Origin of the sequence: Hydrogenophaga intermedia (assembly GCF_000723405.1) — a bacterium.
GTDB lineage: Bacteria > Pseudomonadota > Gammaproteobacteria > Burkholderiales > Burkholderiaceae_C > Hydrogenophaga > Hydrogenophaga intermedia.
In genome coordinates this window covers 34,499-56,755 of record NZ_CCAE010000027.1, presented here as the reverse complement: position 1 = coordinate 56,755, position 22,257 = coordinate 34,499, and the positions used below count along the sequence as shown (strand labels likewise).

22 protein-coding genes are annotated in these 22,257 nt (G+C 69.1%); 11 read left to right on the top strand and 11 right to left on the bottom strand.

The genetic code is table 11. From position 1 onward, the window contains the following. Positions 1–87: 87 nt before the first annotated feature. Complete coding sequence (locus BN948_RS15665; protein ID WP_009519610.1) at positions 88–1,791, bottom strand: long-chain fatty acid--CoA ligase; 1,704 nt, start codon at positions 1,789–1,791, stop codon at positions 88–90. A gap of 167 nt (positions 1,792–1,958) precedes the next feature. Here BN948_RS15665 and BN948_RS15660 point away from each other — a divergent pair, with 167 nt between their 5' ends. Beyond that, a complete protein-coding gene (locus BN948_RS15660; protein WP_009519609.1) occupies positions 1,959–2,786 on the top strand; it encodes an IclR family transcriptional regulator in 828 nt (275 codons plus the stop codon). 106 nt (positions 2,787–2,892) lie between these two features. Here the strand turns inward: BN948_RS15660 and fba are convergent, their stop codons facing one another. Next, on the bottom strand, positions 2,893–3,957 hold the full coding sequence (fba, locus tag BN948_RS15655; RefSeq protein WP_009519608.1) for a class II fructose-bisphosphate aldolase: 1,065 nt from the start codon (positions 3,955–3,957) through the stop codon (positions 2,893–2,895). Between the two features lie 210 nt (positions 3,958–4,167). On the opposite strand from fba, the gene BN948_RS15650 reads away from it, so the two are divergent. After that, complete coding sequence (locus tag BN948_RS15650; protein WP_009519607.1) at positions 4,168–4,935, top strand: DUF481 domain-containing protein; 768 nt, start codon at positions 4,168–4,170, stop codon at positions 4,933–4,935. Positions 4,936–4,938: 3 nt separating this feature from the next. Here BN948_RS15650 and pyk read toward each other — a convergent pair whose 3' ends face one another. Continuing rightward, complete coding sequence (gene pyk, locus BN948_RS15645; RefSeq protein ID WP_009519606.1) at positions 4,939–6,366, bottom strand: pyruvate kinase; 1,428 nt, start codon at positions 6,364–6,366, stop codon at positions 4,939–4,941. A 240-nt stretch (positions 6,367–6,606) separates the two neighbouring features. Here pyk and BN948_RS26695 point away from each other — a divergent pair, with 240 nt between their 5' ends. Continuing rightward, positions 6,607–6,777, top strand: a complete 171-nt coding sequence (locus BN948_RS26695) for a hypothetical protein (RefSeq protein WP_009519605.1) — start codon at positions 6,607–6,609, stop codon at positions 6,775–6,777. Between the two features lie 10 nt (positions 6,778–6,787). Here the strand turns inward: BN948_RS26695 and BN948_RS15640 are convergent, their stop codons facing one another. The 6 genes from BN948_RS15640 to BN948_RS15615 all read right to left on the bottom strand — a co-directional run bounded on the left by BN948_RS15640 (position 6,788) and on the right by BN948_RS15615 (position 11,294). Beyond that, a complete protein-coding gene (locus BN948_RS15640; RefSeq protein ID WP_009519604.1) occupies positions 6,788–8,170 on the bottom strand; it encodes a sensor histidine kinase in 1,383 nt (460 codons plus the stop codon). After that, on the bottom strand, positions 8,167–9,570 hold the full coding sequence (locus BN948_RS15635) for a CHASE3 domain-containing protein (protein ID WP_009519603.1): 1,404 nt from the start codon (positions 9,568–9,570) through the stop codon (positions 8,167–8,169). Before BN948_RS15635 ends, BN948_RS15640 begins: the two co-directional genes overlap by 4 nt. 12 nt (positions 9,571–9,582) lie before the next feature. After that, positions 9,583–9,996 carry a response regulator gene (locus BN948_RS15630; protein WP_009519602.1) on the bottom strand — a complete coding sequence of 138 codons (414 nt, stop codon included), beginning with the start codon at positions 9,994–9,996 and terminating at the stop codon, positions 9,583–9,585. Positions 9,997–10,146: 150 nt separating this feature from the next. Then, positions 10,147–10,467: a BON domain-containing protein gene (locus BN948_RS15625; RefSeq protein WP_009519600.1), complete on the bottom strand. Its 321-nt coding sequence runs from the start codon at positions 10,465–10,467 to the stop codon at positions 10,147–10,149. A 33-nt stretch (positions 10,468–10,500) separates the two neighbouring features. Beyond that, the gene (locus BN948_RS15620; RefSeq protein WP_009519599.1) at positions 10,501–10,974 is read right to left on the bottom strand and encodes a BON domain-containing protein; all 474 of its coding nucleotides are present in this window, start codon (positions 10,972–10,974) and stop codon (positions 10,501–10,503) included. Between the two features lie 77 nt (positions 10,975–11,051). Then, positions 11,052–11,294, bottom strand: a complete 243-nt coding sequence (locus tag BN948_RS15615) for a CsbD family protein (RefSeq protein ID WP_009519598.1) — start codon at positions 11,292–11,294, stop codon at positions 11,052–11,054. Positions 11,295–11,545: 251 nt separating this feature from the next. On the opposite strand from BN948_RS15615, the gene BN948_RS15610 reads away from it, so the two are divergent. Next, entirely contained in the window at positions 11,546–12,178 is a 633-nt protein-coding gene (locus tag BN948_RS15610) for a response regulator (RefSeq protein WP_009519597.1), read from the top strand. 9 nt (positions 12,179–12,187) lie between these two features. On the opposite strand, the gene BN948_RS15605 is transcribed toward BN948_RS15610, so the two are convergent. Next, entirely contained in the window at positions 12,188–13,684 is a 1,497-nt protein-coding gene (locus BN948_RS15605) for a phospholipase D-like domain-containing protein (RefSeq protein ID WP_158515852.1), read from the bottom strand. A 199-nt stretch (positions 13,685–13,883) separates the two neighbouring features. Between BN948_RS15605 and BN948_RS26215 the strand changes: the two genes are divergently transcribed. The 7 genes from BN948_RS26215 (at position 13,884) to BN948_RS15570 (ending at position 21,032) form a co-directional block, all read left to right on the top strand. Further along, on the top strand, positions 13,884–14,048 hold the full coding sequence (locus tag BN948_RS26215) for a DUF1328 domain-containing protein (protein ID WP_009515886.1): 165 nt from the start codon (positions 13,884–13,886) through the stop codon (positions 14,046–14,048). 121 nt (positions 14,049–14,169) lie between these two features. Beyond that, on the top strand, positions 14,170–14,688 hold the full coding sequence (locus tag BN948_RS15595; RefSeq protein ID WP_009515888.1) for a YiaA/YiaB family inner membrane protein: 519 nt from the start codon (positions 14,170–14,172) through the stop codon (positions 14,686–14,688). Between the two features lie 32 nt (positions 14,689–14,720). Beyond that, positions 14,721–15,185 carry a hypothetical protein gene (locus BN948_RS15590; protein ID WP_009515890.1) on the top strand — a complete coding sequence of 155 codons (465 nt, stop codon included), beginning with the start codon at positions 14,721–14,723 and terminating at the stop codon, positions 15,183–15,185. An 11-nt stretch (positions 15,186–15,196) separates the two neighbouring features. Then, entirely contained in the window at positions 15,197–15,988 is a 792-nt protein-coding gene (locus tag BN948_RS15585) for a DUF2145 domain-containing protein (protein WP_009515892.1), read from the top strand. A 321-nt stretch (positions 15,989–16,309) separates the two neighbouring features. After that, complete coding sequence (locus BN948_RS15580; RefSeq protein WP_009515894.1) at positions 16,310–18,082, top strand: N-acetylglutaminylglutamine amidotransferase; 1,773 nt, start codon at positions 16,310–16,312, stop codon at positions 18,080–18,082. Between the two features lie 26 nt (positions 18,083–18,108). After that, a complete protein-coding gene (gene ngg / locus BN948_RS15575; protein ID WP_009515896.1) occupies positions 18,109–19,839 on the top strand; it encodes an N-acetylglutaminylglutamine synthetase in 1,731 nt (576 codons plus the stop codon). Next, positions 19,836–21,032, top strand: coding sequence for an osmoprotectant NAGGN system M42 family peptidase (locus BN948_RS15570; RefSeq protein WP_009515898.1), 1,197 nt, complete (start codon positions 19,836–19,838; stop codon positions 21,030–21,032). Before ngg ends, BN948_RS15570 begins: the two co-directional genes overlap by 4 nt. On the opposite strand, the gene BN948_RS15565 is transcribed toward BN948_RS15570, so the two are convergent. Continuing rightward, positions 21,033–22,214 carry an MFS transporter gene (locus BN948_RS15565; protein ID WP_009515899.1) on the bottom strand — a complete coding sequence of 394 codons (1,182 nt, stop codon included), beginning with the start codon at positions 22,212–22,214 and terminating at the stop codon, positions 21,033–21,035. Positions 22,215–22,257: the final 43 nt, after the last annotated feature.

Here is a 22,257-nt window from a genome sequence, read left to right as displayed (position 1 = left end):
GGATGGGTGGGACGGGTCATCGTGTTGTCTCCTTGCGGGTGGTGTGCCGGATGGCGATGGATGCCGCGCAGCGCACGGCGCGGGAAATCACGAAGGTGATGGGTTGGTGGCGTCGCGCGCGGCCTGCTGTTCCTGCAGCTCGCGCCACATCACCTTGCCGCTGCCCGAGCGGGGCAGCGCGGCCACGAATTCCACGATGCGCGGGCTCTTGTACGCGGCCATCTGGCCGTGCGCCCAGTCGATGAGGTCCTGCTCGCTCACCTGGCCGCGCTGCTCGGGCCGCAGCACCACCAGGGCCTTGACCGTCTCGCCGCGCCGCGGATCGCGCGCGCCGATCACGCAGGCCTCCTGGATGGCGGGGTGGCGGTACATCAGGGCTTCCACCTCGGCCGGCCAGACCTTGTAGCCGCTGGCGTTGATCATCCGCTTCAGGCGGTCGGTCATGAAGAAGTAGCCCTCGGCGTCGACGTGGCCGAGGTCGCCGGTGCGCAGGAAGCGCTGGCCGTCGAGTTCGATGAAGGCCTCCGCCGTGGCCTGCGGGTTGCGCCAGTAGCCCTGCATCACCTGCGGGCCGTGCACGACGATCTCGCCGGTCTCGCCCACGGGCCGTTCGGCCAGCGTTTCGGGGTCGATCACGCGGGCATCGATCTCGAACACCGGCAAGCCCAGGCACTGGCGCTTGGGGCGGTGCAGCGGGTTGATGTGCGTGGCGGCCATGGTCTCGGTCATGCCGTAGCCCTCGATGTAGTCGCGCCCGGTGAGGGCCTTCAGGCGCGCGGCCAGGGCGTCGGGCATGGCCGCGCCGCCGCCGCGCACGCAGCTCAGGCGCGAGAGGTCGAAACGGTCGAGCGCTGGCAATGCGAGGAAGTCGATCACCATGGTGGAGATGGCCTGCCACACGGTGACGCCGTAGCGCGCCATGCAGATGGCAGCGGCCTCGCGGTCCCAGCGCGACAGCACGATCAGTGTGGCGCCCGCGTAGATCGGCCCGTTGAGGCTGCCCGACAGGCCGGTGACGTGGAAGAAGGGCAGTACGGAGAGGCAGACCGCGTCCTGCGTGGTGCCGAACCAGCGCACGCCGCCCACCAGCGTGGCCATCACGCTGCGGTGGGTGTGCATGCAGCCCTTGGGCAGACCGGTGGTGCCCGAGGTGTAGGGCATGGCGCACAGGTCGTCGGGCCCTGCGCTGAGCGGGCCGGGACGGAGGCCAGCAGCCACGGCGTCGGCCCAGGCCGTGAGGGCGGGGTGGTCCAGGGCCTCGCGCGGCGCGCGCACGAAGTCCGGCACGCGCAGGTCGGTGGGTTCGCGCAGGTGGTCGCTGTAGGTGGCCACGATCGCGTGCTTCAGGCCCGTGCCGTCGTCGGTGCCGGCCTCGGCCAGCAGGGGCCGCACGAAAGGCAATAAGTCGTGCGCGACGACGGCCACGCGCGCGCCGCTGTCGTCGACGCAGTGGCGCAGCTCCTCCTCGCGGTTCATGGGGTTCACCGGCACCACCACGGCGTTGGCGCGCAGGATGCCGTAGAAGGCCAGCGCCCACTGCGGGCTGTTCTGCAGGCACAGCAGCACGCGGTCGCCGGCCCGCACGCCGCAGCGCTGCTGCAGAAAGGCCGCGATGCGCTCGGCCTCGCGCAAGGCCTGCGCGTAGCTCAGCGGGGTGTCGTAGTAAACGGTGAAGGGCTTGTCCGGGTGGCGCTCGGCCGACGCGGCCAGGTTGTGGAACACGTTCACCGGCGGCAGCGCGAGCCCGCGCGGCAGACCGGGTGGCCAATGGTCGGAGAGAGTCGGTGTCATGTGCTGGTCGCCGGATATTCCGCTGATCGGAAAACAACCTGGCGTGCAGTCAATATGCGACGCAGCGTCTGACATCGTCAATGCTGCTCAGGGAAATCGAGCATGGGCCACAGGCACCTTGGCGACTTAAATTCCGTTCAGCGGAATATTTGAAAATCATCGCTTTCATGGGACGTCAACGCCAGCTTCCTTCACCTACCCCGGACGAGGCCGACCCGGCACAGGACCGCCGCTTCGTCACCGCGCTCGCGCGAGGCCTGGAGTTGCTGCGCTGCTTCGGCCCCACCGACCGCTGGCTCGCGCACCAGGAACTCGCGCGCCGCAGCGGCCTGCCGCAGGCCACCGTCTCGCGGCTGACGTTCACGCTCACCAGCCTGGGCTATTTGCGCCACCGCGCCGCCACGGGCGAATACGCGCTGAGCCCGGCGGTGCTCTCGCTGGGCTTCAGCGTGCTGTCCAACTTCGAGGTGGGGCGCCTGGCGCGACCCTTCATGGAGACCCTGGCCGAGCACACGCAGGCCGCCATCTCGCTGGGCGTGCGGCACGGCACCTCCATGGTCTACGTGGCGCACTGCCGCAGCACGGCGCGCCTCATCCTGGGGTTGGACGTGGGCACGCGCCTGCCGTTCGCCGAAACGGCCATGGGCCGCGCCATGTGGTGCGTCTCCACGCCGGGCATGCGCTCGCTCATCTCGCGCCACCTGCGGGCCGAGGACCCGGCGCGCTGGCCCGAGCGCGAAGCGGGCCTGCGGCGCTCCGAGGCCGACCACGCGGTGCGCGGCTATGTGGAGTCTTCGTCCGAATGGGAGCAGGACATCGCCGCCATCGGGGTGGGGCTGGACCTGGGCGACGGCCGTGAGCCGCTGTCGCTCACCGTGGGCGGGCCGGCGGCGCGGCTCAAGGGCGCGCTGCTGCACGATGACTTCGCGCCCGCGCTGGTGCGCACGGGGCGCGAGATCGTGGCGGCGATCCAGGCCGGGGGCTGGCGGGACTGAACCCTGGTGTCGCCCTCGGCGGTGCGATGAGGACGCGCCAAAAGCGAACGCCACCGCCGGCGAACCGGTGCGGTGGCGTGGCGCGACGCGCGGGTGGGGTGCGGGATCAGTTCACCACTTGCGCCAACTCGCCCTTGGCGTACTTGCCGGCCACGACCTGCAGCGTGTCGCCCTTGATCTTGCCGGCCTGGCCTTCGCAGCCGAACTCGATGTAGCGCTGCTTGCAGATCTGCTTGGCGGCCTCGCGCGCGGGCTTGAGCCACTCGCGGGCATCGAACTTGTCGGGGTTCTCGGTCAGGAACTTGCGCACCGCGCCGGTCATGGCCAGGCGGATGTCGGTGTCGATGTTGATCTTGCGCACGCCGAACTTGATGGCCTTCTGGATCTCCTCGACGGGCACGCCGTAGGTCTCCTTCATCTTGCCGCCGTACTGGTTGATCTGGGCCAGCAGCTCCTGCGGCACGCTGGACGAGCCGTGCATGACGAGGTGCGTGTTGGGCAGGCGGCGGTGGATCTCGGCAATGCGCTCGATGGCCAGGATGTCGCCCGTGGGCTTGCGGGTGAACTTGTAGGCGCCGTGGCTGGTGCCGATGGCGATGGCCAGCGCGTCGAGCTGGGTCTTCTTCACGAAGTCGGCGGCCTGCTCGGGGTCGGTGAGCAGCTGCTCGCGCGTCATGGTGGCATCGGTGCCGTGGCCGTCTTCCTTGTCGCCTTTCATGGTCTCCAGGCTGCCCAGGCAGCCCAGTTCGCCCTCGACGGTGACGCCCAGCTTGTGGGCCATGTCGACGACCTTCTTCGTCACGTCCACGTTGTAGTCGTAGCTGGCGATGGTCTTGCCATCGGCTTCCAGGCTGCCGTCCATCATCACGGAGGAGAAGCCCAGGTTGATCGCGCCCTGGCAGACGTCGGGGCTCTGGCCGTGGTCCTGGTGCATGACCAGCGGGATGTGCGGGTACATCTCGATGGCGGCCTGGATCAGGTGCTTGATGAAGGGTTCGCCCGCGTATTTGCGCGCGCCGGCGCTGGCCTGCAGGATGACGGGAGCGCCCACTTCGTCGGCTGCGGCCATGACGGCCTGCACCTGTTCGAGGTTGTTCACGTTGAACGCCGGGATGCCGTAGGTGTTGGCGGCGGCGTGGTCGAGCAGTTCGCGCATGGAGACGAGTGCCATGGGATTCCTCTTGGTGCGTTGAGTCGTTGGTAACCGTGGTGTAACCCGGGATTTTAACTTTCGACCTGCGCGCGCCGGTTCCCATGCCCCCGGTGCCTTACGTGTGCTTTCACACGTTGGTCATGTCACCAATCGTCACAACCCCGTGGGGAACTGTGGGCCCGCAAAGGCACACGTTCAGGCTTTCGGCACAACAAGAAAGGAAGCGCCATGTCACGTCGCCACCTGAGGATCGCGACCCTTACCTCCGCCGCGCTGCTGATGCCCGCGCTTTCGCAGGCCCAGGTCACGCTCAAGCCCGACGGGCAGTGGAGGTACCTGCTGACAGCGGGCGCCAACTTCTCGTCCGGCAACAACGACGCAGCGACCGTGAACGTGGCGGCCGAGGGCGCTCGCCAGACCACCTTCGACAAGTGGACCTGGAACGCGAAGGCCGATCGCGCGCGCAGCAACGACGTGGACACGGTGGAGCGCTACGGCCTGCGCACCCAGTACAACCGCGACTTCTCGATCGACTGGTTCGGCTTCGGCTCGGGCGAGTGGCAGCGCGACCGGCTGGCCAACATCGCCGCGCGCTATTCCGTCGCCACCGGTGTGGGCCGCCACATCTGGAGCGACGACAGCGGCTTCTTCGATGTCTCCGGTGGTATCGGCTACACCCACGACCGGTACATCACGCCCACCAACATCGCGGGCGAAACGCGCGAGCGCTACGGCCGCATGGAGCTGGTGCTGTCGGAGGAATCGAGCCACAAGCTCACCGACTCCACCAGCCTGCGCCAGAAGTTCTCGCTGTTTCCCGACCTGCGCGAGTCGGGCAAATACCGCGCGGTGTTCGACGTGGGCCTGACGGTGGCCATGACGCAGACCGTGAACCTCACCGCGGGCCTGAACTACCGCTACGACAGCGATCCGGGCACGAACCTGAAAAAGACCGACGCGATGTTCGTGACCGGTGTGTCGATGCGCTTCGATTGAGGTTCAGGCCGCGCGGCAGATCTTCAAGGTGTTCGTGCCGCCGGGCTGCCCCATGGGCTCGCCCACGGTGATGGCGTAGACGTCGCCGGACTGCACGATGCCGCGCTTCTTGAGGTGCGACTCGGCGTCGACCAGGGCGTTGTCGCGGTCGGCGTTGTTGTCCATCAGCAGCGGGCGCACATTGCGGTAGAGCGTCATGCGGCGCTGCGTGGTCAGGTTGGGCGTCATCGCGTAGATGGGGATGCGCACGATGTGGCGGCTCATCCACAGCGCGGTGGAGCCCGAATCCGTGAGGGCCACGATGGCCTTGGCGCCCAGGTGGTGCGCGGTGAACAGTGCGCCCATGGCGATGCTGTGGTCGATGCGCGTGAAGGTCTTGCCCTGGAAGTCCGCGCCCAGCTCGTGTCGGTCGGCCTTCTCGGCCTCCAGGCAGATGGCGGCCATTTCCTTCACGGTCTCCAGCGGGTACTTGCCGGCGGCGGTCTCGGCGCTGAGCATCACCGCGTCGGTGCCGTCGAGCACGGCGTTGGCCACGTCGCTCACCTCCGCGCGCGTGGGGACGGGATTGACGATCATGCTTTCCATCATCTGCGTGGCGGTGATGACGACCTTGTCCATCTCGCGCGCCAGCCGGATCATGTGCTTCTGCAGCGCCGGCACCGCCGCGTTGCCCACTTCCACCGCCAGGTCGCCGCGCGCGACCATGATGCCGTCGGAGGCCTTGAGGATGTTGGCAAGTTCGGGAATCGCCTCGGCGCGCTCGATCTTGGCGATCAGCCCCGGCTTGTGGCCGCCGCCGGCCACGGCGCAGAGCTGGCGCGCCAGTTCCATGTCGGTGGCGTTCTTGGGGAAGCTCACCGCCACGTAGTCGGCCTTCAGGCCCATGGCGGTCTTGATGTCGTCCATGTCCTTGGCGGTGAGCGCGGGCGCGGTGAGGCCGCCGCCCTGCTTGTTGATGCCCTTGTTGTTGGACAGCTCGCCGCCGAGCTTGACGGTGGTGTGCACGGCCGGGCCCTGCACGAAATCCACGGTGAGCACGATCAGGCCGTCATTGAGCAGCAGCGTGTCGCCCGGCTTCACGTCGCGCGGCAGTTCCTTGTAGTCCAGGCCCACGCCGTCCTGGTCGCCGGGTTCGGTGCGGGCGGCGTCGAGCACGAACTTCTCGCCCGGCACCAACTGGATCTTGCCCTGCGTGAACTTGCCGACGCGGATCTTGGGACCCTGCAGGTCGGCCATGATGCCCACCTCGCGGCCGGCGCGTTGCGCGGCTTCGCGCACCAGGCGGGCGCGGTCGATGTGGTCCTGCGCGGTGCCGTGCGAGAAGTTCAGCCGCACCACGTTGACGCCCGCGCGGATCATGGCTTCGAGCAGGTCCGGGTCGCTGGAGGCGGGGCCGAGGGTGGCAACGATCTTGGTGGCGCGCGTGAGCATGGACGCAGTCTCCTGAGGGGCCGGAACACCGGCGGGCATGTAATTTGGTTTCAATTATCCATGAAGCGATTTCGGCGTGGTTACACGCGGGGCACGGTGTGGTGCCGGTGTTGTAGGACTGCGCTGACGCTCCGAGACGCCTTTGTCCGGCCGGGCGCGCCCGCACCCCTGCCTACAGTGGGGCCTTGCGGCCGGAGATGCCAAGCGCCCAGCACCCGGCCCGCGCACGGAGGAGCCCCAATGCACAGCGTCCTGTACAGCGCCGTTTCCGCCATCGTGGCGTATCTCGCGACCCTGGTGATTGCGGTGGTGGCCGCGGTGTCGCACCCAGGCGCCGAGCCCGAGCGCCACTTCCTCCGGGCCGTCGCGGAACTCAGCGAGGCCGCCACGGACATGCTGTCCTGGCCCTGAGGGCACCGGCTCAGGCGGGCGGCGGGTCCGTGGGTTCGGGCGGCCGGGCGGGCAGTTCGGCTTCCACACGGGTGCCCTGTCCCGCCGCGCTGGCGATGTGCAACTGCCCCGCGTGCGACTCGACGCGCACCCGCATGCCCAGCAGCCCGTGGTGGCCGGCGGGCACGTCGTCCACGTCGAATCCCCGGCCGTCATCCCGCACCGTGACACGCACCGTGTCGCCGGCCTGTTCCAGCGTCACCCAGACCTCGCGCGCCTGGGCGTACTTGCTTACGTTGGTCAGCGACTCCTGCACCAGCCGGTAGACCGTGAGTTCGGAGTCCTTGCAGAGCGCCACCGGTGAGAACTGCGTGTGCACCGGAATGCCCAGCCGGCCCGCGGCCTCCTGGCACAGCATCTCCAACGCGGGGACCAGGCCGAGCTGGTCGAGCGAAGAGGGCCGCAGGTGCTCGATGATGCGGCGCTTGACCGCGATGCCTTCGTTGACGCGCTGGTCGAGGCCGGCCAGGCGGTCCTTGGCCGCGTCGGGCAGGTCCGGCACGCGGCGCAGGCGCGCCAACTCCAGCTTCATCGCCGTGAGCAGGCCGCCCATTTCGTCGTGCAGTTCGCGCGCCACGCGGCCGCGCTCGTCCTCGCGCGCGTTCACGTGGTGACCCGCCAGATTGCGCAGCGCGGTGGTGCGCAGGGCCACCTGCTGAGCCAGGCGTTCGTTTTCCTCGGCCTTGCGCGCGGCGTCCTGCGCCTTGCGCTCGTCGGACTCGCGAATCTGGCGCATGAACAGGCCCAGCGCGAGCAGCGAGATCAGCACCAGCCCGTGCAGTGCCACGCGGTTGATCAGAATGGCGTCGCGCAGCGAGGTGCGCGCCTTGCCCTGGATGGCGCTGGCGCGCTCCAGCACGCCGTCGAACTCCTCGCGCAGGTCGGCGTAGAGCTGACGCCCGTGTTCGCCGCTGGCGAGTACCTGGGCCTGCGTGTTCTGCCCTTTCTCGGTCATCTCCACCCACAGCGCCAGCATGGCGTTGCGCTCCACCACGCGCTGGCGCACGGTGTCGATGGAGGCCTTGCGCTGCGGGTCGAGCTGGACGAGCCATTCGAAGGCCCCCGGACGCACGATGGCCATGTCGCGCACGGCCGCGCGGTAGTTGGCCAGGTCGCCCGGGTTGCCGCTGGCGATGAAGGCGCGCGCCGCCGTCTCGGCGTCGGTCAGGGCCTGCAGCGTGCGCGCGGCCTGCATGCGGGCGTCGGTGAGCGCGATGCCCTGCTTGAGCGAACTGCTCGAATGCCGGTAGCTGCTCTCGTTGATGGCCATGACCACGATGGCCAGGGCCACGATCAGAGGCATCACCCAGCGGGTGCGTGCGGCGCGCTCCAGCGACGACTTGATGAGGCTCATGCGCGTGGGTTCTCCATCGGTGCCGCTGGCGCGGCGTGGGCATGGCGTTCGGGCAGGCGCACCTCGACGCGGGTGCCATCGTCGGGCGCGCTGAATACGGTGAAGGTGCCACCCAGGGATTCGATGCGGTGGCGCAGGAGCTTGAGGCCCCGCCCCGAGTTCGATCCGCCGCCGTCCACGAAGCCGCGGCCATTGTCGGCCACCGCCAACATGACGGTGCCGTTCTCGCTGGTCAGCCTCAGCGACACGCGGCTGGCGCCAGCGTGGCGTTCCACGTTGGACAGCGCTCCCTGCGCCACGGCGAAGAGCGCCTGCCGGATGGAGGACTCGAGTTCCAGTGCCTGCAGGTCGAGCTCGACCGCCACGCCGATGCGCTCATGCAGCTCATCGGCCCGCTGCTCCAGCGCCGCCTGCAGGCCGAGGTTCTGCAGAGTGGAGGGCATCAGGCCTTCCATCAGCCGGCGCTTGGTGGCAATGCCTTGGTCCAGCGTGGCGTTCAGGTGCTGCAGGCGCGCGCTCACGTCGGCGCTGGCGGTGGGCAGGGCGTGGCGCAGCCGCGTGAGGTCGAGCTTGGCGGTGGTGAGCAGGGCGCCCAGGTCGTCGTGCAGGGCACGTGCCAGGCCGCCGCGCTCGCCCTCGCGCAGTTCCTGCAGTCCCAGGTTGAGCAGGTTCAGCTCCTCCGTGCGCTGGCGCACCTGCTGCTCCAGGGTGTCGCGCTCGGCCTGCAACTGCCGCGCGTGCGCCGCCTGGCTGGCCTGCAGCTCGGCGTTGCTGCGCAGGAAGAACACGTAGGCCAGCAGGCTCAGCAGCGCCAGGCCGTGCACGCCCAGGCGGCCCACTTCCAGCGTGCGGTAGATGGCGGCGCGTTCGCGCGCGATGCGGCGCTCCTCGTTGCCCAGCAGCACGTCGGCCATGCGACGCACCGACTCCATCTTTTCGCGCCCGATGTCGGTCAGCATCAGACCGCGCCAGGCGTCGTGCGAGCCGGCGTCGTAGAGCGAGATGGTCTCGGCCGCCTCCGACACCTTCTGCAGCGCGGTTTCTTCCAGGGATTCGACCAGGCGGCTGAGTTCGGGGTCGCCACGGTAGTGTTCGTGCAGCCGGCCGATGGCGTTGATCAGGTCGCCCCGCGCGGCCTGGTAAGGCGCCAGGTACTGCACCCTGCCGGTGAGCAGGTAGCCGCGCTGCGCGGTCTCGATGTCGAGCAGGCGCCGCATCACGGTCTGCAGGGCGTTGCGCGCGGTGTCGCGGCCCCCCAGGTTCACCAGCGATTCCAGCGCGCGCTGGTAGGTCCACTCGGCCCCGATGAACACGCCCATGGCCAGCAGTGCCGCCAGGCCCACAGCCAGGGGCGTGCGCCAGAGGGCCTGGCGCCAGGGGCTGGGGGCGGGCGTCGGCATGGCTGCCGCGCCTTATTGCAGATCGCCAGGGGCGGTGGCCGAACCGTCGGAGATGCGCTCGCAGTAGCTGATCAGGTCCTCGAGTTCGCAAGACTTGTCGAACACGCGGTCGGCACCGAGTTGGGCGCAGCGCTTGCGGATGTCGGGGGTGGCGTAGTTCGTGAGCACCACCCGCCGGCCCGGCAGGTGGGCGTCCTGCGCGGCCTTGAGCACGCCCAGGCCCGAGCCGGTGAGGAGGAAGATGTCCACGATCATGAGGTCGAAGCGGGCGTCGTCGGCGTTGACCTTGCTGAGCCAGTTCACCGCTTCCGTCTCGTTGCGGGCGTGCCCGATCACCTCGACGTTGGCCAGCTCCTGGAGCGTGGACACCAGATTGTCGTAGATGACCTTGTTGTCCTCGACGATGAAAGTGCGAAGCGGAGACACGGAGCGATGGGGGCGTTGGCGGGCAAGGGTTCGGCGGGTGAAGCGCGAACACGGCCATCATGCCGTGATCGCGTGCCCGCCGGGGCCTCCTGTCCGCTGATTGTGTTGTAGGACACGTCCTACTGGAGCGGGGGAAGCCCCGCAGCGGGGTCAGCGAACGACGATGTCGTTCTTCACCGACTTCACGCCCGGGGTGTTTGCCGCCAGGCGGCCGGCGGCGTTGCGCTCGGCTTCCGACTTGGCGAAGCCCGACAGCTGCACCGTGCCCTTGAGCGTCTCGACGTTGAGCGACATCGCGCTCACCGCCGGGTCTTCGGCGAAACGTGCCTTCACGCGGGTGGTGATGGTCGTGTCGTCGATGTAGGAGCCCACGGTCTGCTGGTCGCGTGCGACGGCGCAGCCGGTGACCTGGACCACCATCAGGGCGGCCGAGGCGGCCAGAACGGCGTGAGTCAGTTTGCTGGAAATCATGGAAATCTCCTGTTGTTGCTCGGGGGGTGTTTATTAGCTCGTGGCTTCGACGGTGAGTCGGTTGTCGACCTTCACCACGCCTTCAACGGCGGCGGCGAGGGTGGTGGCGCGATCCTTGGCCGCGGCGGTGGGGGCGGTGCCCTTGAGTTCGACCTGGCCATTGGAGGTGTCCACATCGATGGCGAGGGCGCTCAGTTGCGTGTCGGCGGCCAGGGCGGCGTTCACCTTGGCGGTGATGCTCGCGTCGGCGGCATCGCGGGCGATGGTGTCGGCGGCTTCTTTGCCGGCGGCCTGAATGTCCTGGCCGGCCTGGCGGGCGTCTTCGCGCATTTCCGTGCCGGCCTGCCGCGCGTCCTCTCGCATCTCGCTGCCGGCCTGTTGGGCCTCGTTCACCGTGCCGTCGAGGCGTTCGCCCACGGTGGCGTCTTCACGTTCACCGCAGGCCACGACCAGCGTGGAGGCGAGGATGGCGGCGGCGAGGGTGGTGTATCGGGTACTCGGTTTCATGATGGGTTTCCTCTCGTAGGGACCGGCGCGGTGGCCGGTCCGGAAGGTGAAGGGGATGGTGCGCCGTGGTCAGTGCGTCAGTGCGGGCGACGCGGGCTGCCCGGGGGGTCGAACCAGTCGTCGCTTACGGTGCGTTCCCAAGCGGCGACCTGCTTTTCGGCTTCGTCCTTGGCAATGCCATAGCGTTCCTGGATCTTGCCGGCGAGTTGATCGCGGCGGCCGGCCACGACGTCGAGGTCGTCGTCGGTGAGCTTGCCCCACTGCTCGGTCATCTTGCCCTTGATCTGCTTCCAATTGCCTTCGATGCGATCCCAGTTCATGTGTGGCTCCTTGGTGGTTGGCGTTGTGCCGTTTTGGACACGCCCATCGGGTGAGGGGCGTCGGCTGCTGCGCATGGCGTCGAGCCGTGGAGTCACTGTAGGAAATCGTGGCCGCGGACGATGTCGGGCGGCTCGCCGCGCGTGTGTAGGACTGCGCCGATGCCAGCCTGGGGTTGTGTAGGAGGCGTCCGACGCGCATGGCGCCGCAGGCCTGCCAAAATGCGTCGCTTCCTTCACCACGAGAACCCCCCATGATCAAGGTAGGCATCGTCGACGACCACGCAATCGTGCGGTCCGGCCTGCGTCAGTTCCTCGGCGAGCACGTGGACCTGAAGGTCACGGGCGAAGCGAACAACGGCCGCGAGGCGCTCGATCTGGTGCGCGGCGGCGAGGTGGACGTGCTGCTGATGGACATTTCCATGCCCGACCACAGCGGCGTGGACGCGCTGCAGGCCATCAAGGCGCGCTTTCCCGATCTGCCCGTGCTCATCCTCAGCGGCTTCCCCGAGGCGCAGTACGCCACCACGCTGCTGCGTTACGGTGCCAGCGGCTACCTCAACAAGGAATGCGAGCCCGAGGAAATCGTCAACGCCATCCGTCTGGTGGCGCGGGGGCGGCGCTACATCAGCCCGTCGGTGGCCGAGCTGCTGGCCGACAACGCCGTGGGTGACGCCGAGCGGCCGCTGCACGAGCAACTGTCCGAGCGTGAACTGCAGGTGTTCCTGCGCCTGGCCAAAGGCGAGACCGTGGGCGCCATGGCCGAGGCCATGTTCCTGAGCGTGAAAACGGTGAGCACCTACCGCACGCGCGTGCTGGAGAAGCTCAAGCTCACCAGCAACAGCGAGCTGACGTACTACGCGCTGAAGAACGGCTTGATTCAGTAGAAGGCGCGTTCACAGCCACCGCTCGAACAGCCGCCCCACGCCCTCCATCAGGCGTCCGCCCAGGCCGCGGCGCTCCCATGCCTCCAGCGTCACGGCGCGCGAGTCCTTGCGGTCGCGCTCGAAGAGCGCGTTCATCTGCCCGCCGAACTCCTCGCCCAGCACGATCACGTTGAGCTCGTTGTTGGCGACGAAGCTGATCCAGTCCAGGTTGCTCGATCCCACGGTGGAGAACACGCCGTCGATCACCGCCGTCTTGGCGTGCATCACCGCCAAGTCCATCTCGTGAATCTGCACGCCTGCCTGCAGCAGTTGCGTGTAGTACGAGCGCCCGGCGTGCAGCACCAGTGACGAGTCGCTGCGCCCTGGCAGCACGAGCTCCACCGACACCCCGCGCCGCGCCGCGTCGCACAGCGCCTGAACGAACACCTGCCCCGGCGCGAAATAGGCCATCGAGATGTGCACCTCGACCTGCGCCGCGTCGATGGCAGCGATCAGCGCGGTGTAGATGCGGTTGGTCTCATCGCGCGGATCGCTCGCCAGGATCTTCACCACGCGATCGCCCGGTTCGGCCGCCAGCGGCTGGTCGGGCGTCCCGCCCAGTTCGCCCTTGCAGCCCTGTTCGCGCCAGGTGGCCTCGAACACCGTTGCCAGCGCGGGCACCACCGGTCCGCGCATCTCGATCTGCGTGTCGCGCCAGCCATCGTCGATCGGCGCGCCGCCCGATGTGCGCGCCGAGCGCCGCCAGGACGCCGAGCCCGAACCGTAGACGCGGCTGATGTTGATGCCGCCCGTGAACGCCACCTGCTGGTCAACCACCAGCAGCTTGCGGTGGTCTCGGTGGGTGATGCCCCAGTAGCCAGGGCGCCGCGCAGGGTTGATGGGGTTGAACTCGCACACGGCCACGCCGCCGTCGGTGAGGCGCTGGAAAAACTCCGTCGGCGTGGTGATGGAGCCCACCGCGTCATAGATCACCGCCACCGTCACGCCATCGGCGGCGCGCTGCAGCAGCAGGTCGGCGATCTCGGCGGCGACGCCCTGGTCCTCGAAGATGTAGCTCTCCAGCAGCACGCGCGAGCGCGCCTTGGCGATCGCGGCCTTCATGGCCGCGAAGGTGGCCGGGCCGTCGACCAGCAATTTCGTTCGGTTGCCGCGGTAGAGGTCGGCGTCGCCGGTCTGCGTGAGGGTGCGCAGGTGGTGGCGCAGCAGTTCGTGCCGGCCCTCGTTGCCTAGCTGCTGCAGGGTCTGACGCTTCTGCGCGCCGGCCACCACGCCGTCGGCACCGCGCACCGTGACCAGGCCTTGTCCGCCGGCCTGCGCCAGCGGCGGTTCGCGCGGCGGCAGGCTGCTGCAGCCCACCAACGCGAGCAGCGTCAGCGCGCACAGCCAGGACAGGGCGAACCACCAGCGGGCGGGAGGCAGGGGCTGCGGGCGATCGGGGGCATCGGTGCGCATGGTGGTGATGGTGGGGAAGTGGGGTCGCCAGCAGTGTGCGGCGGCGAGCCTCATGGCGCCTGTCGGCGTGCGAGCCAGGCCCGCGTCGGACGGGGCCGACACGGAGCCCGTTCGTCGGTGCGGTCCTACAGGGGGACGCGGTGCACGCTTGCAGCGCGGCGCACCCGAGTTTTCTACAGTGAAGCCATCACAACGGTGGTCGTTGTGAACGCAACGCGGAGGTCGCCGCAACGGCCTCGCAGAGGAGCCAGACATGCTGCATTACGCCGTGGTTTTCTTCGTCATCGCCCTGATCGCTGCCGTGCTGGGCTTTGGCGGCATCGCCGCCAGCGCGGCCGGCATCGCCAAGATCCTCTTCGTCATCTTCCTGGTGCTGGCGCTCGGCTCGATGCTGCTGGGCCTGTTCCGAGGGCGATAGAAGAGTAGCGATTTTTCATACCCGTTGTCTCCCCCAATTGAACCGGTTCACAAAGCCGGTTCTTTTTTGACCTGTTCACCCAGACCATGGCGGCCTCTTCAACCACCCCCACAGGTGATTCATGGTCGCGTCAGATGCATCTTCTTCCGCCAACGACACCCGCAGCGAGCGCGCGCAGCACACCCCCTATGCGACAGAAGCACCACGTCCTGTGCGCGTGGTGCGCGACACCCGCGCCTGGCAACTGCAGGTCTGGGTGTCCTTCGCGCTCGCGGTGGGCTTGTGCGCCGTGGGCCTGGCCTGGCTGCCCGGCCTGGCGCTGGACCGCGCCTTCATGGTGATGGGCTACGTGTTCTGCCTCAGCAGCGTGTTCGTGCTGGCCAAGGCCATCCGCGACGGCGAGCAGGCCCGGCTCGAGCGCCGGCCCGAGACGCCGTTCTGGCGCCTGGTGGTCTGGGGCGGCTTCGGCGTGGCCATGGGCCTCACCGCCTGGGGCCTGCTGCGCATGGACATCAACCCCACCTACCGCGCCTACCTGGGCGTGAGCTGGCTCTACCTCGTCACCACCGCGTTCACGCTGGCCAAGACCCTGCGCGACCGCTTCGAGGCCGACCTCGCCGAACGCGGCCAGAGCCATTGAGCCCACGCCACATCACGCCCAGGAGAACGCTCATGCAAACCCTTCTTGCCTTCCTGAATCGCTGCGCCCTGGTGTCGGGCCTGTCCCTCGCACTGCTGGCCGCGCCGGCGCGCGCCCAGAGCGAGGCCTCCGCTGCGCTGTCCCTCTTGCCCGTCGCTTCGGTGGTGGCCTCGGGCGTGGCCGCCTCGGGCGCGGTCGCCGCGGTGAGTGCGTTGCCCGTCGCGCTGTCGGTGGGTGGTGCCGTGCTCACCGTCAAGGCCGTGGAGGCCAGCGCCACCGGCACGGTCTACCTGCTCGAACGCGCCGCGGACGGCGCCCGCGTGAGCGTGGAAGTCTCGGGCCGCGCGGCCTCTGCCACCGCCATCGGCGTGGGCACGCTGGTCACGGTCAGCGTCATCGGTGCCGGCGTGGTGCTGTCCACCGTCGGCGAGGTGCTGGCCTTCATCCCCAATGAACTCGGCCGTGCGCTGTTGCACAACGAGCGCCTGACGTACTGAGGGGCATGAACATGAAGCAGACATTCATCGCCCTGGCCCTGCTGGCCGCGCTGCTGCCCACCGCCCACGCCGGGCGCTCCTGCGAGTCTCGCCCCCTGACCGCCGCCACGCTGGAGCGCGGCCTGACCCTGGCCCAGCGCACCAGCGATGCCCTGGACGCCGAGCACGCACGCAGCGGCGCGCGCGTGGTGGTGCTGGCGCGCGCCGGGCAGGACCTGAGCCAGTACCGCCTGCGCTACTCGCACCTGGGCTGGGCCTACAAGACACCTGAGGGCCCCTGGCGTGTGGTGCACAAGCTCAACCAGTGCGGCACGGCCGTGGGTGCGCTCTACCGTCAGGGCCTGGGCGAGTTTTTCCTGGACGACCTGTGGCGCCACGAGGCCAGCTGGCTGGTGCCCGCGCCGGCGCTGCAGGCGCCGCTGCTGGCCGCGCTGAACGACCCCGAGCGCCCACGCGCGCTGCACACGCGCGACTACAACATGCTGAGCTACCCGTGGAGCACGCGCTACCAGCAGAGCAACCAGTGGGGCATCGAATTGCTGGCCGCCGCGGCCGAGCCGCAGGTGCGCGCGCGCGAGCAGGCCCAGGCCTGGTTGCGCTTCAAGGGCTACCAGCCCACCACGCTGCGCCTGAGCGCCTTCACGCGGCTGGGCGCGCGCGTCGGCACAGCGCACATCGCCTTCGATGACCACCCGAACGAGAAGCGGTTCGCCGACCGCATCGAGACCGTCACCGTCGATTCGGTGTGGGACTGGATGCCGGCCACCGGCCTCTCGGGTCCGGTTCAGCGCCTCGTGCTTTGAGTCTTCATAATATGAAATATCAACATTGAAACTTGACTTTTATTCACAAATTCATATAATGCCGGGTTCCACCCCATCATCAACCCGCGTGCACCCCGTGTCACCGTGTGGGGGGAGCCCCGGCATCGCCGGGCGCCTTCGGGCGATTCGCTTCCCGCATGGCCTGCCCCTGGCGAGCCGCCCGCCGCGGACGTGCACCGGCCGATCGACGCCTACTCCCCGCTGTTTCCTGGTTCTGTCCGGCGCTGACCGGTCCGACCGCCGTTTCCGAAGCACTGCCTTGGCGCCAATCGGCCATCCGAACAGGAGGGCAGCACCGCCATGTGTGGACTAGCAGGAGAGATACGTTTTGACGGCCGCGCCGTCGACCCCGGCGCCATCGCGCGCATGAACGACCGGCAGAGCGCCCGCGGGCCCGATGGCCAAGGCCTGCTGGTGTTCGACCGGCTTGGCGTCGGCCACCGGCGCCTGAAGATCATGGACCTGTCGGACGCCGCGCAGCAGCCCATGGTGGACCCCATGCTGGGCCTGGGCGTCGTCTTCAACGGCGCCATCTACAACCACCACGAGCTGCGCGAGGACCTCGTCGCGCGCGGCTACAAGTTCCACTCCAGCGGCGACACCGAAGTCCTCATCAAGGCCTACCACGCCTGGGGGCCGGGTTTCGTTCGGCGCCTGCAGGGCATGTTCGCCTTTGCGATCTGGGAGCGCGACAGCGGCAAGGTGCTGCTGGGGCGCGACCGCCTGGGCATCAAGCCGCTGTACCTGGCGCCGGTGCCGGGTGGCCTGCGCTTCGCGTCCACGCTGCCGGCGCTGCTGGCCGCGGGCGACGTGGACAGCGGCATCGACGCCATCGGCCTGCACCACTACCTGTCGCTGCACGCCATCGTGCCGCCGCCGCACACCCTGCTGCGCGGTGTGCGCAAGCTGGCGCCCGGCACGCTGCTGCACGTGGAGCCCGACGGGCAACAGCGCGAGGAACGCTATTGGTCGCTGTCGTTCGAGCGGGACGCCACCGACGAGCAGCGCTCTTTCGAGGACTGGCAGGAGCTGCTGCTCGACAGTCTGCGCACCGCCGTGAAGCGCCGCCTGGTGGCCGACGTGCCCGTGGGCGCGCTGCTCTCGGGTGGCGTGGACTCCAGCCTCATCGTGGGCCTGATGGCCGAGCAGGGCGTGCGCGATCTGCGCACCTACAACGTGGGCTTCGAAGACGTCGGCGGCGAGATCGGCAACGAGTTCCAGTACGCCGACATCGTGGCGAGCCACTTCGGCACCGCGCACGAGCGCCTCTTCGTGCCCGAGGCCGAACTGCTCGACCGCCTGCCCGCCGCCATCGAGGCCATGAGCGAGCCCATGGTCAGCCACGACTGCATCGGCTTCTACCTGCTGAGCGAGGCGGTGGCGCGCCACAGCAAGGTGGTGCAGAGCGGCCAGGGCGCGGACGAGGTCTTTGGCGGCTACCACTGGTACCCCAAGCTGGCGGGCAGCCAGCGCGTGGTGGACGACTACGCCACTGCCTTCCTCGACCGCGACCAGACCGAGATGCGCGGCGTGCTGCAGGACCCCTGGCTGGGCGAGGACCACACGCGTGCTTTCATCAGCGAGCGCCTGCACGCCCCCGGTGCCCGCGACCCGGTGGACCAGGCCCTGCGATTGGACACCACCGTGATGCTGGTGGACGACCCGGTCAAGCGCGTCGACAACATGACCATGGCCTTCGGCCTGGAGGCGCGTGTGCCTTTCCTGGACCACGAGCTCGTCGAACTCGCGGCGCGCATTCCCGCGCGCCACAAGCTGGCCGACGGCGGCAAGGGCGTGCTCAAGGCGGTGGCTCGACGCATCGTGCCGCGCGAGGTCATCGACCGGCCCAAAGGCTACTTCCCCGTACCGGCGCTCAAGCACCTGCAGGGGCGCGTGCTGGAGATGGTGAAAGACGCCCTGCACAGCCGCGCCGCGCGCGAGCGCGGTCTGTTCCGCGAGGGCTACGTGAAAACGCTGCTGGCCGCGCCAGGCGAGCACATCACGCCGCTGCGAGGCTCCAAGCTCTGGCAGCTCGGCCTGCTGGAGCTGTGGCTGCAGACCCATCTGCGTTGAACGACAGAAGACAGGAGACACCCGACATGAGCACCGTACGCCAGCACGCGCCGCGCGCCCTGCGCCTGGAGCGCTCCGCCTTTCCCCACCAGGCCACCGAGCGCCGCGATGCCATCGTGCACTGCGGCTGGGGCCGCCTCATCGGTGGCCATACCTTCGAGGACCCGGCTGCCATCGCCCAGGCCTTGCTGCAAGAGAAGCCCGGCGAGCGCGACATCGCCTTCTACCTGGACAAGCCGCACGTGGTGGTGTCGCACGCACCGCAGCAGCTCTTTGTCGATCCTTCCGAGACCTTCCGCCTGCCACTCAACGCCTACACGCCCCAGCGCGCGCGCCGCCAGGGCTTCACCATCCGCCGCCTGCGCTCGCGCGCCGACGTGGCGGCCATCAACGCCATCTACCGCTCGCGCCGCATGGTGCCGGTGGACCCGGCGCGCGTGTGGAGCGACCGCGGCGACCGCACCAGCGTCTACGTGCTGGCCGAAGACCGCCAGAGCGGCGAGGTGCTGGGCGTGGCCATGGGCCTGGACCACGCCGACGCCTTCGGCGACGACAACGGCGGCAGCAGCCTCTGGGCGCTGGCGGTGGCGCCGCAGGCCAGCCACCCCGGGATCGGCGAGGCGCTCACGCGCTACCTGGCCGAACTGTTCATCGCGCGCGGGCGGGCCTTCATGGACCTGTCGGTGCTGCACGACAACAGCCAGGCCATCGCGCTCTACAAGAAGCTGGGCTTCCAGAACATCCCGGTGTTCGCCGTGAAGCGGCGCAACGCCATCAACGAACCCCTGTTCACCGAGGGCGCCGACCGCGACGGCCTGAACCCCTACGCCCGCATCATCGTGGACGAGGCGCAGCGGCGCGGCATCCGCGTCGAGGTGATCGACGCCGAGCACGGCTACTTCCGACTCACGCACGGCGGACGCGGCGTCACCTGCCGCGAATCGCTCAGCGAACTCACCAGCGCCGTGGCCATGAGCCGCTGCGCCGACAAGCGCGTGACCGCGCGCCTGCTGGAACGCGCGGGCCTGGCGGTGCCCGCGCAGGCCACCGCCAGCGACCGCGAGCACAATGAGGCCTTCCTGCGCCAGCACGGCGCCATCGTCGTCAAGCCGGTGGACAGCGAGCAGGGCAAGGGCATCGCGGTCAACCTCACCTCCATCGAGGAAGTGGAGACCGCGATCGAACACGCGGCGCAGTTCGGCGGCGGCGTGCTGCTGGAGCAGTTCTGCGAAGGCCAGGACCTGCGCATCGTCGTCATCAACCACCAGGTGGTGGCAGCGGCCGTGCGTCAGCCCGCCACCGTGGTGGGCGACGGCCAGTCCACCATCGCCGAGCTCATCGACAAACAGAGCCGACGCCGCGCCGCGGCCACGGGCGGCGAGTCGCGCATTCCGGTGGACAGCGAGACGAAGCGCTGCCTGGCGGGCCAGGGGAAGGCGCTCGACGATGTGCTGCCCTTTGGTGAATCACTGCCCGTGCGGCGCACCGCCAACCTGCACACCGGCGGCACCATCCACGACGTGACCGATCGCCTTCACCCTGCGCTCAAGACCGCGGCGGAGCAGGCCAGCCGCGTGCTGGACATTCCGGTCACGGGGCTGGACTTCCTCGTGCCCTCGGTCGAAGCGCCCGACTACGTGATCATCGAAGCCAACGAACGGCCGGGCCTGGCCAATCACGAACCGCAGCCCACCGCGCAGCGCTTCGTCGATCTGCTCTTTCCCGGCACCGCGCCAACGGAGGTCGCAGCCCCATGAATGAGAGGACCCTTGAACCCTTGCCGCCGCTCGACGAGGCGTACCTCGAAGAGACCCTGCTGCAACTGCTGGCGATCCCCAGCCCCGTGGGCCTGACCGACGCCGTGGTGCGCTATGTCGCGGGCCGTCTCGACGGGCTGGGCATTCCCTACGAAATCACGCGCCGCGGCGCCATCCGCGCCACGCTCAAGGGCCGCGAGCGACACCCGGCGCGCGCCATCGTGGCCCACCTGGACACGCTGGGCGCCATGGTGCGCGAGTTGAAGCCCAATGGCCGCGTGGGCGTGGTGCCCATCGGCACCTGGTCCTCGCGCTTTTCCGAGGGTGCGCGGCTCACGCTGTTCACCGACACGCAGCAGATCCGCGGCACCTGCCTGCCGCTGATGACCTCGGGCCACGCCTTCGGCGATGCCATCAACACCCAGCCGAACACCTGGGACAACGTCGAGGTGCGGCTGGACCTCCCATCGTCCAGCGCGGCCGATCTCGCCGAGGCCGGCGTCAACGTGGGCGACTGGATCGCTTTCGACCCGCAGCCCGAGGTGCAGCCCGGTGGCTACATCAACGCGCGCTACCTGGACGACAAGGCCGCCGTGGCCGTGCTGCTCACCGCCTGCAAGGCCATCAGGGACAGCGGAGCGCCGCTGCCGGTGGACGTGCACCCGCTGTTCACCATCACCGAGGAGGTGGGATCGGGGGCATCGGCCGCGCTGCACGGCGACATCGCCGAGATGGTGAGCCTGGACATCGCCATCGCCGCGCCGGGCCAGGCCACAGACGAACGCGCCGTCACCATCTGCCTGCAAGACCTGTCGGGCCCGTTCGACTACCACCTCTCGCACAAGCTCATCAAGCTGGCGCAATCGCACGGCATCACGCACCGGCGCGACGTCTTCAAGTTCTACCGCAGCGACTCGGCCGCCGCGGTGGAAGCGGGCAACGACATCCGCACCGCCCTCATCGGCTTCGGCGCCGACGCCTCGCACGCGCAGGAGCGCACGCACGTCGACTCGCTGCGCGCGCTGGGGCAGTTGTCGGTGGCCTACCTGATGTCCGAGCCGGTGGCGCGGCGAGACCGCAAGAGCATGGGCTCGATCGAAGGCTTCACCGAGCAGTTGCGGCCCGAGGAGATGCAGGTCAACACCACGCCGCTGCCGGATCCGCAGGAATTCCTGGAGGCCAAGGACGAATGATCAGCGCCCGGCGCGTTCCTCGGCCAGCAGCGGGCGCAGCGCCCACAAGCCCAGCACGGGGCCGATGGCCAGCCAGGGCAGCAGCGCGCCCATCGACACGGATTCGGCCAGCCACACGAACAGCAGGATGCTGACGATGCTGATGCCGAAGCCGATGCTGTTGGTCAGCGTGAGCACGCTGCCCACGGCCTGCGGCGGCGCGTTGCGCGCGGTCAGCGTGCTGAACTGCGGCGAATCGCCCGACACCGTGATGCCCCAGAGCACCAGCCAGGCGTAGAAGGCCGCGTCGGGCGCGCCCAGCAGCAGCGGGGCGGCCAGGCAGCAGGCGCCGCTGATGGCGAGCTGCGTGCCCGCCACGCGCGCACTGCCCCAGCGCTGCGCGACCCAGCCGCCCGCCGCGCAGCCGATGGCGCCGGCGCCCAGCACCCAGAACGCGGCCCAGGACAGGTCGGTGCCCGTCAGCCGCGTGGCCAGGATCAGCGGCACCATGACCCACATGGTGTAGAGCTCCCACATGTGGCCGAAGTAGCCCAGCACCGAAGAGCGCACGCGCGCGTCCGTCCACACCGTGCCGAGCGCGCGCCACTGCAACTGGCTCACGCGCGCCAGTGCGCCGGGCGGGTCGCCGATGGCCAGGTACAGCAACACACCACCGAATGCCGCCAGTGCGGCCACGCCCAGCATCAGCGTGGGCCAGGGCAGGGCGTCACCGAGAGCACGTAGCGCGTGAGCGCTCGCCGAGCCCACCACCAGCGCGGCGATCAGCAGCCCCAGCGCGCCGCCCAGGCCCTTGCTGTACCACTGAGCGGCGATCTTCATGCCCACGGGGTAGATGCCGGCGAGGAAGAAGCCGGTGGCGAAGCGCCACAGCAGCAGGGCGGTGTACTCGCGCACCATCCACCAGGCGCCCACGGTGCAGGCCGCGCCCGCCAGCGCGCAGACCAGGAACACCAGGCGCGGCGGGAAGCGGTCGGCGATGGCCAGCAGCGCGAACACCAGCGTGCCCGCGATGAAGCCGAACTGCAGCGCCGAGGTGAGCGTGCCCACGGCGCTGGTGGCCCAGCCCAGCTCGCGCTGCAGATCGGGCATGACCGCGTTGACCGCGAACCAGAGCGAGGTGCCCGCGAACTGGGCAAAGACCAGGACGGGGAGGACTTGGCGGGGGATCGCGGGCGTGTTCATCGCGCGCAGCTTAATCGCGCGCGATGGGATTTCGCTTCGGTGC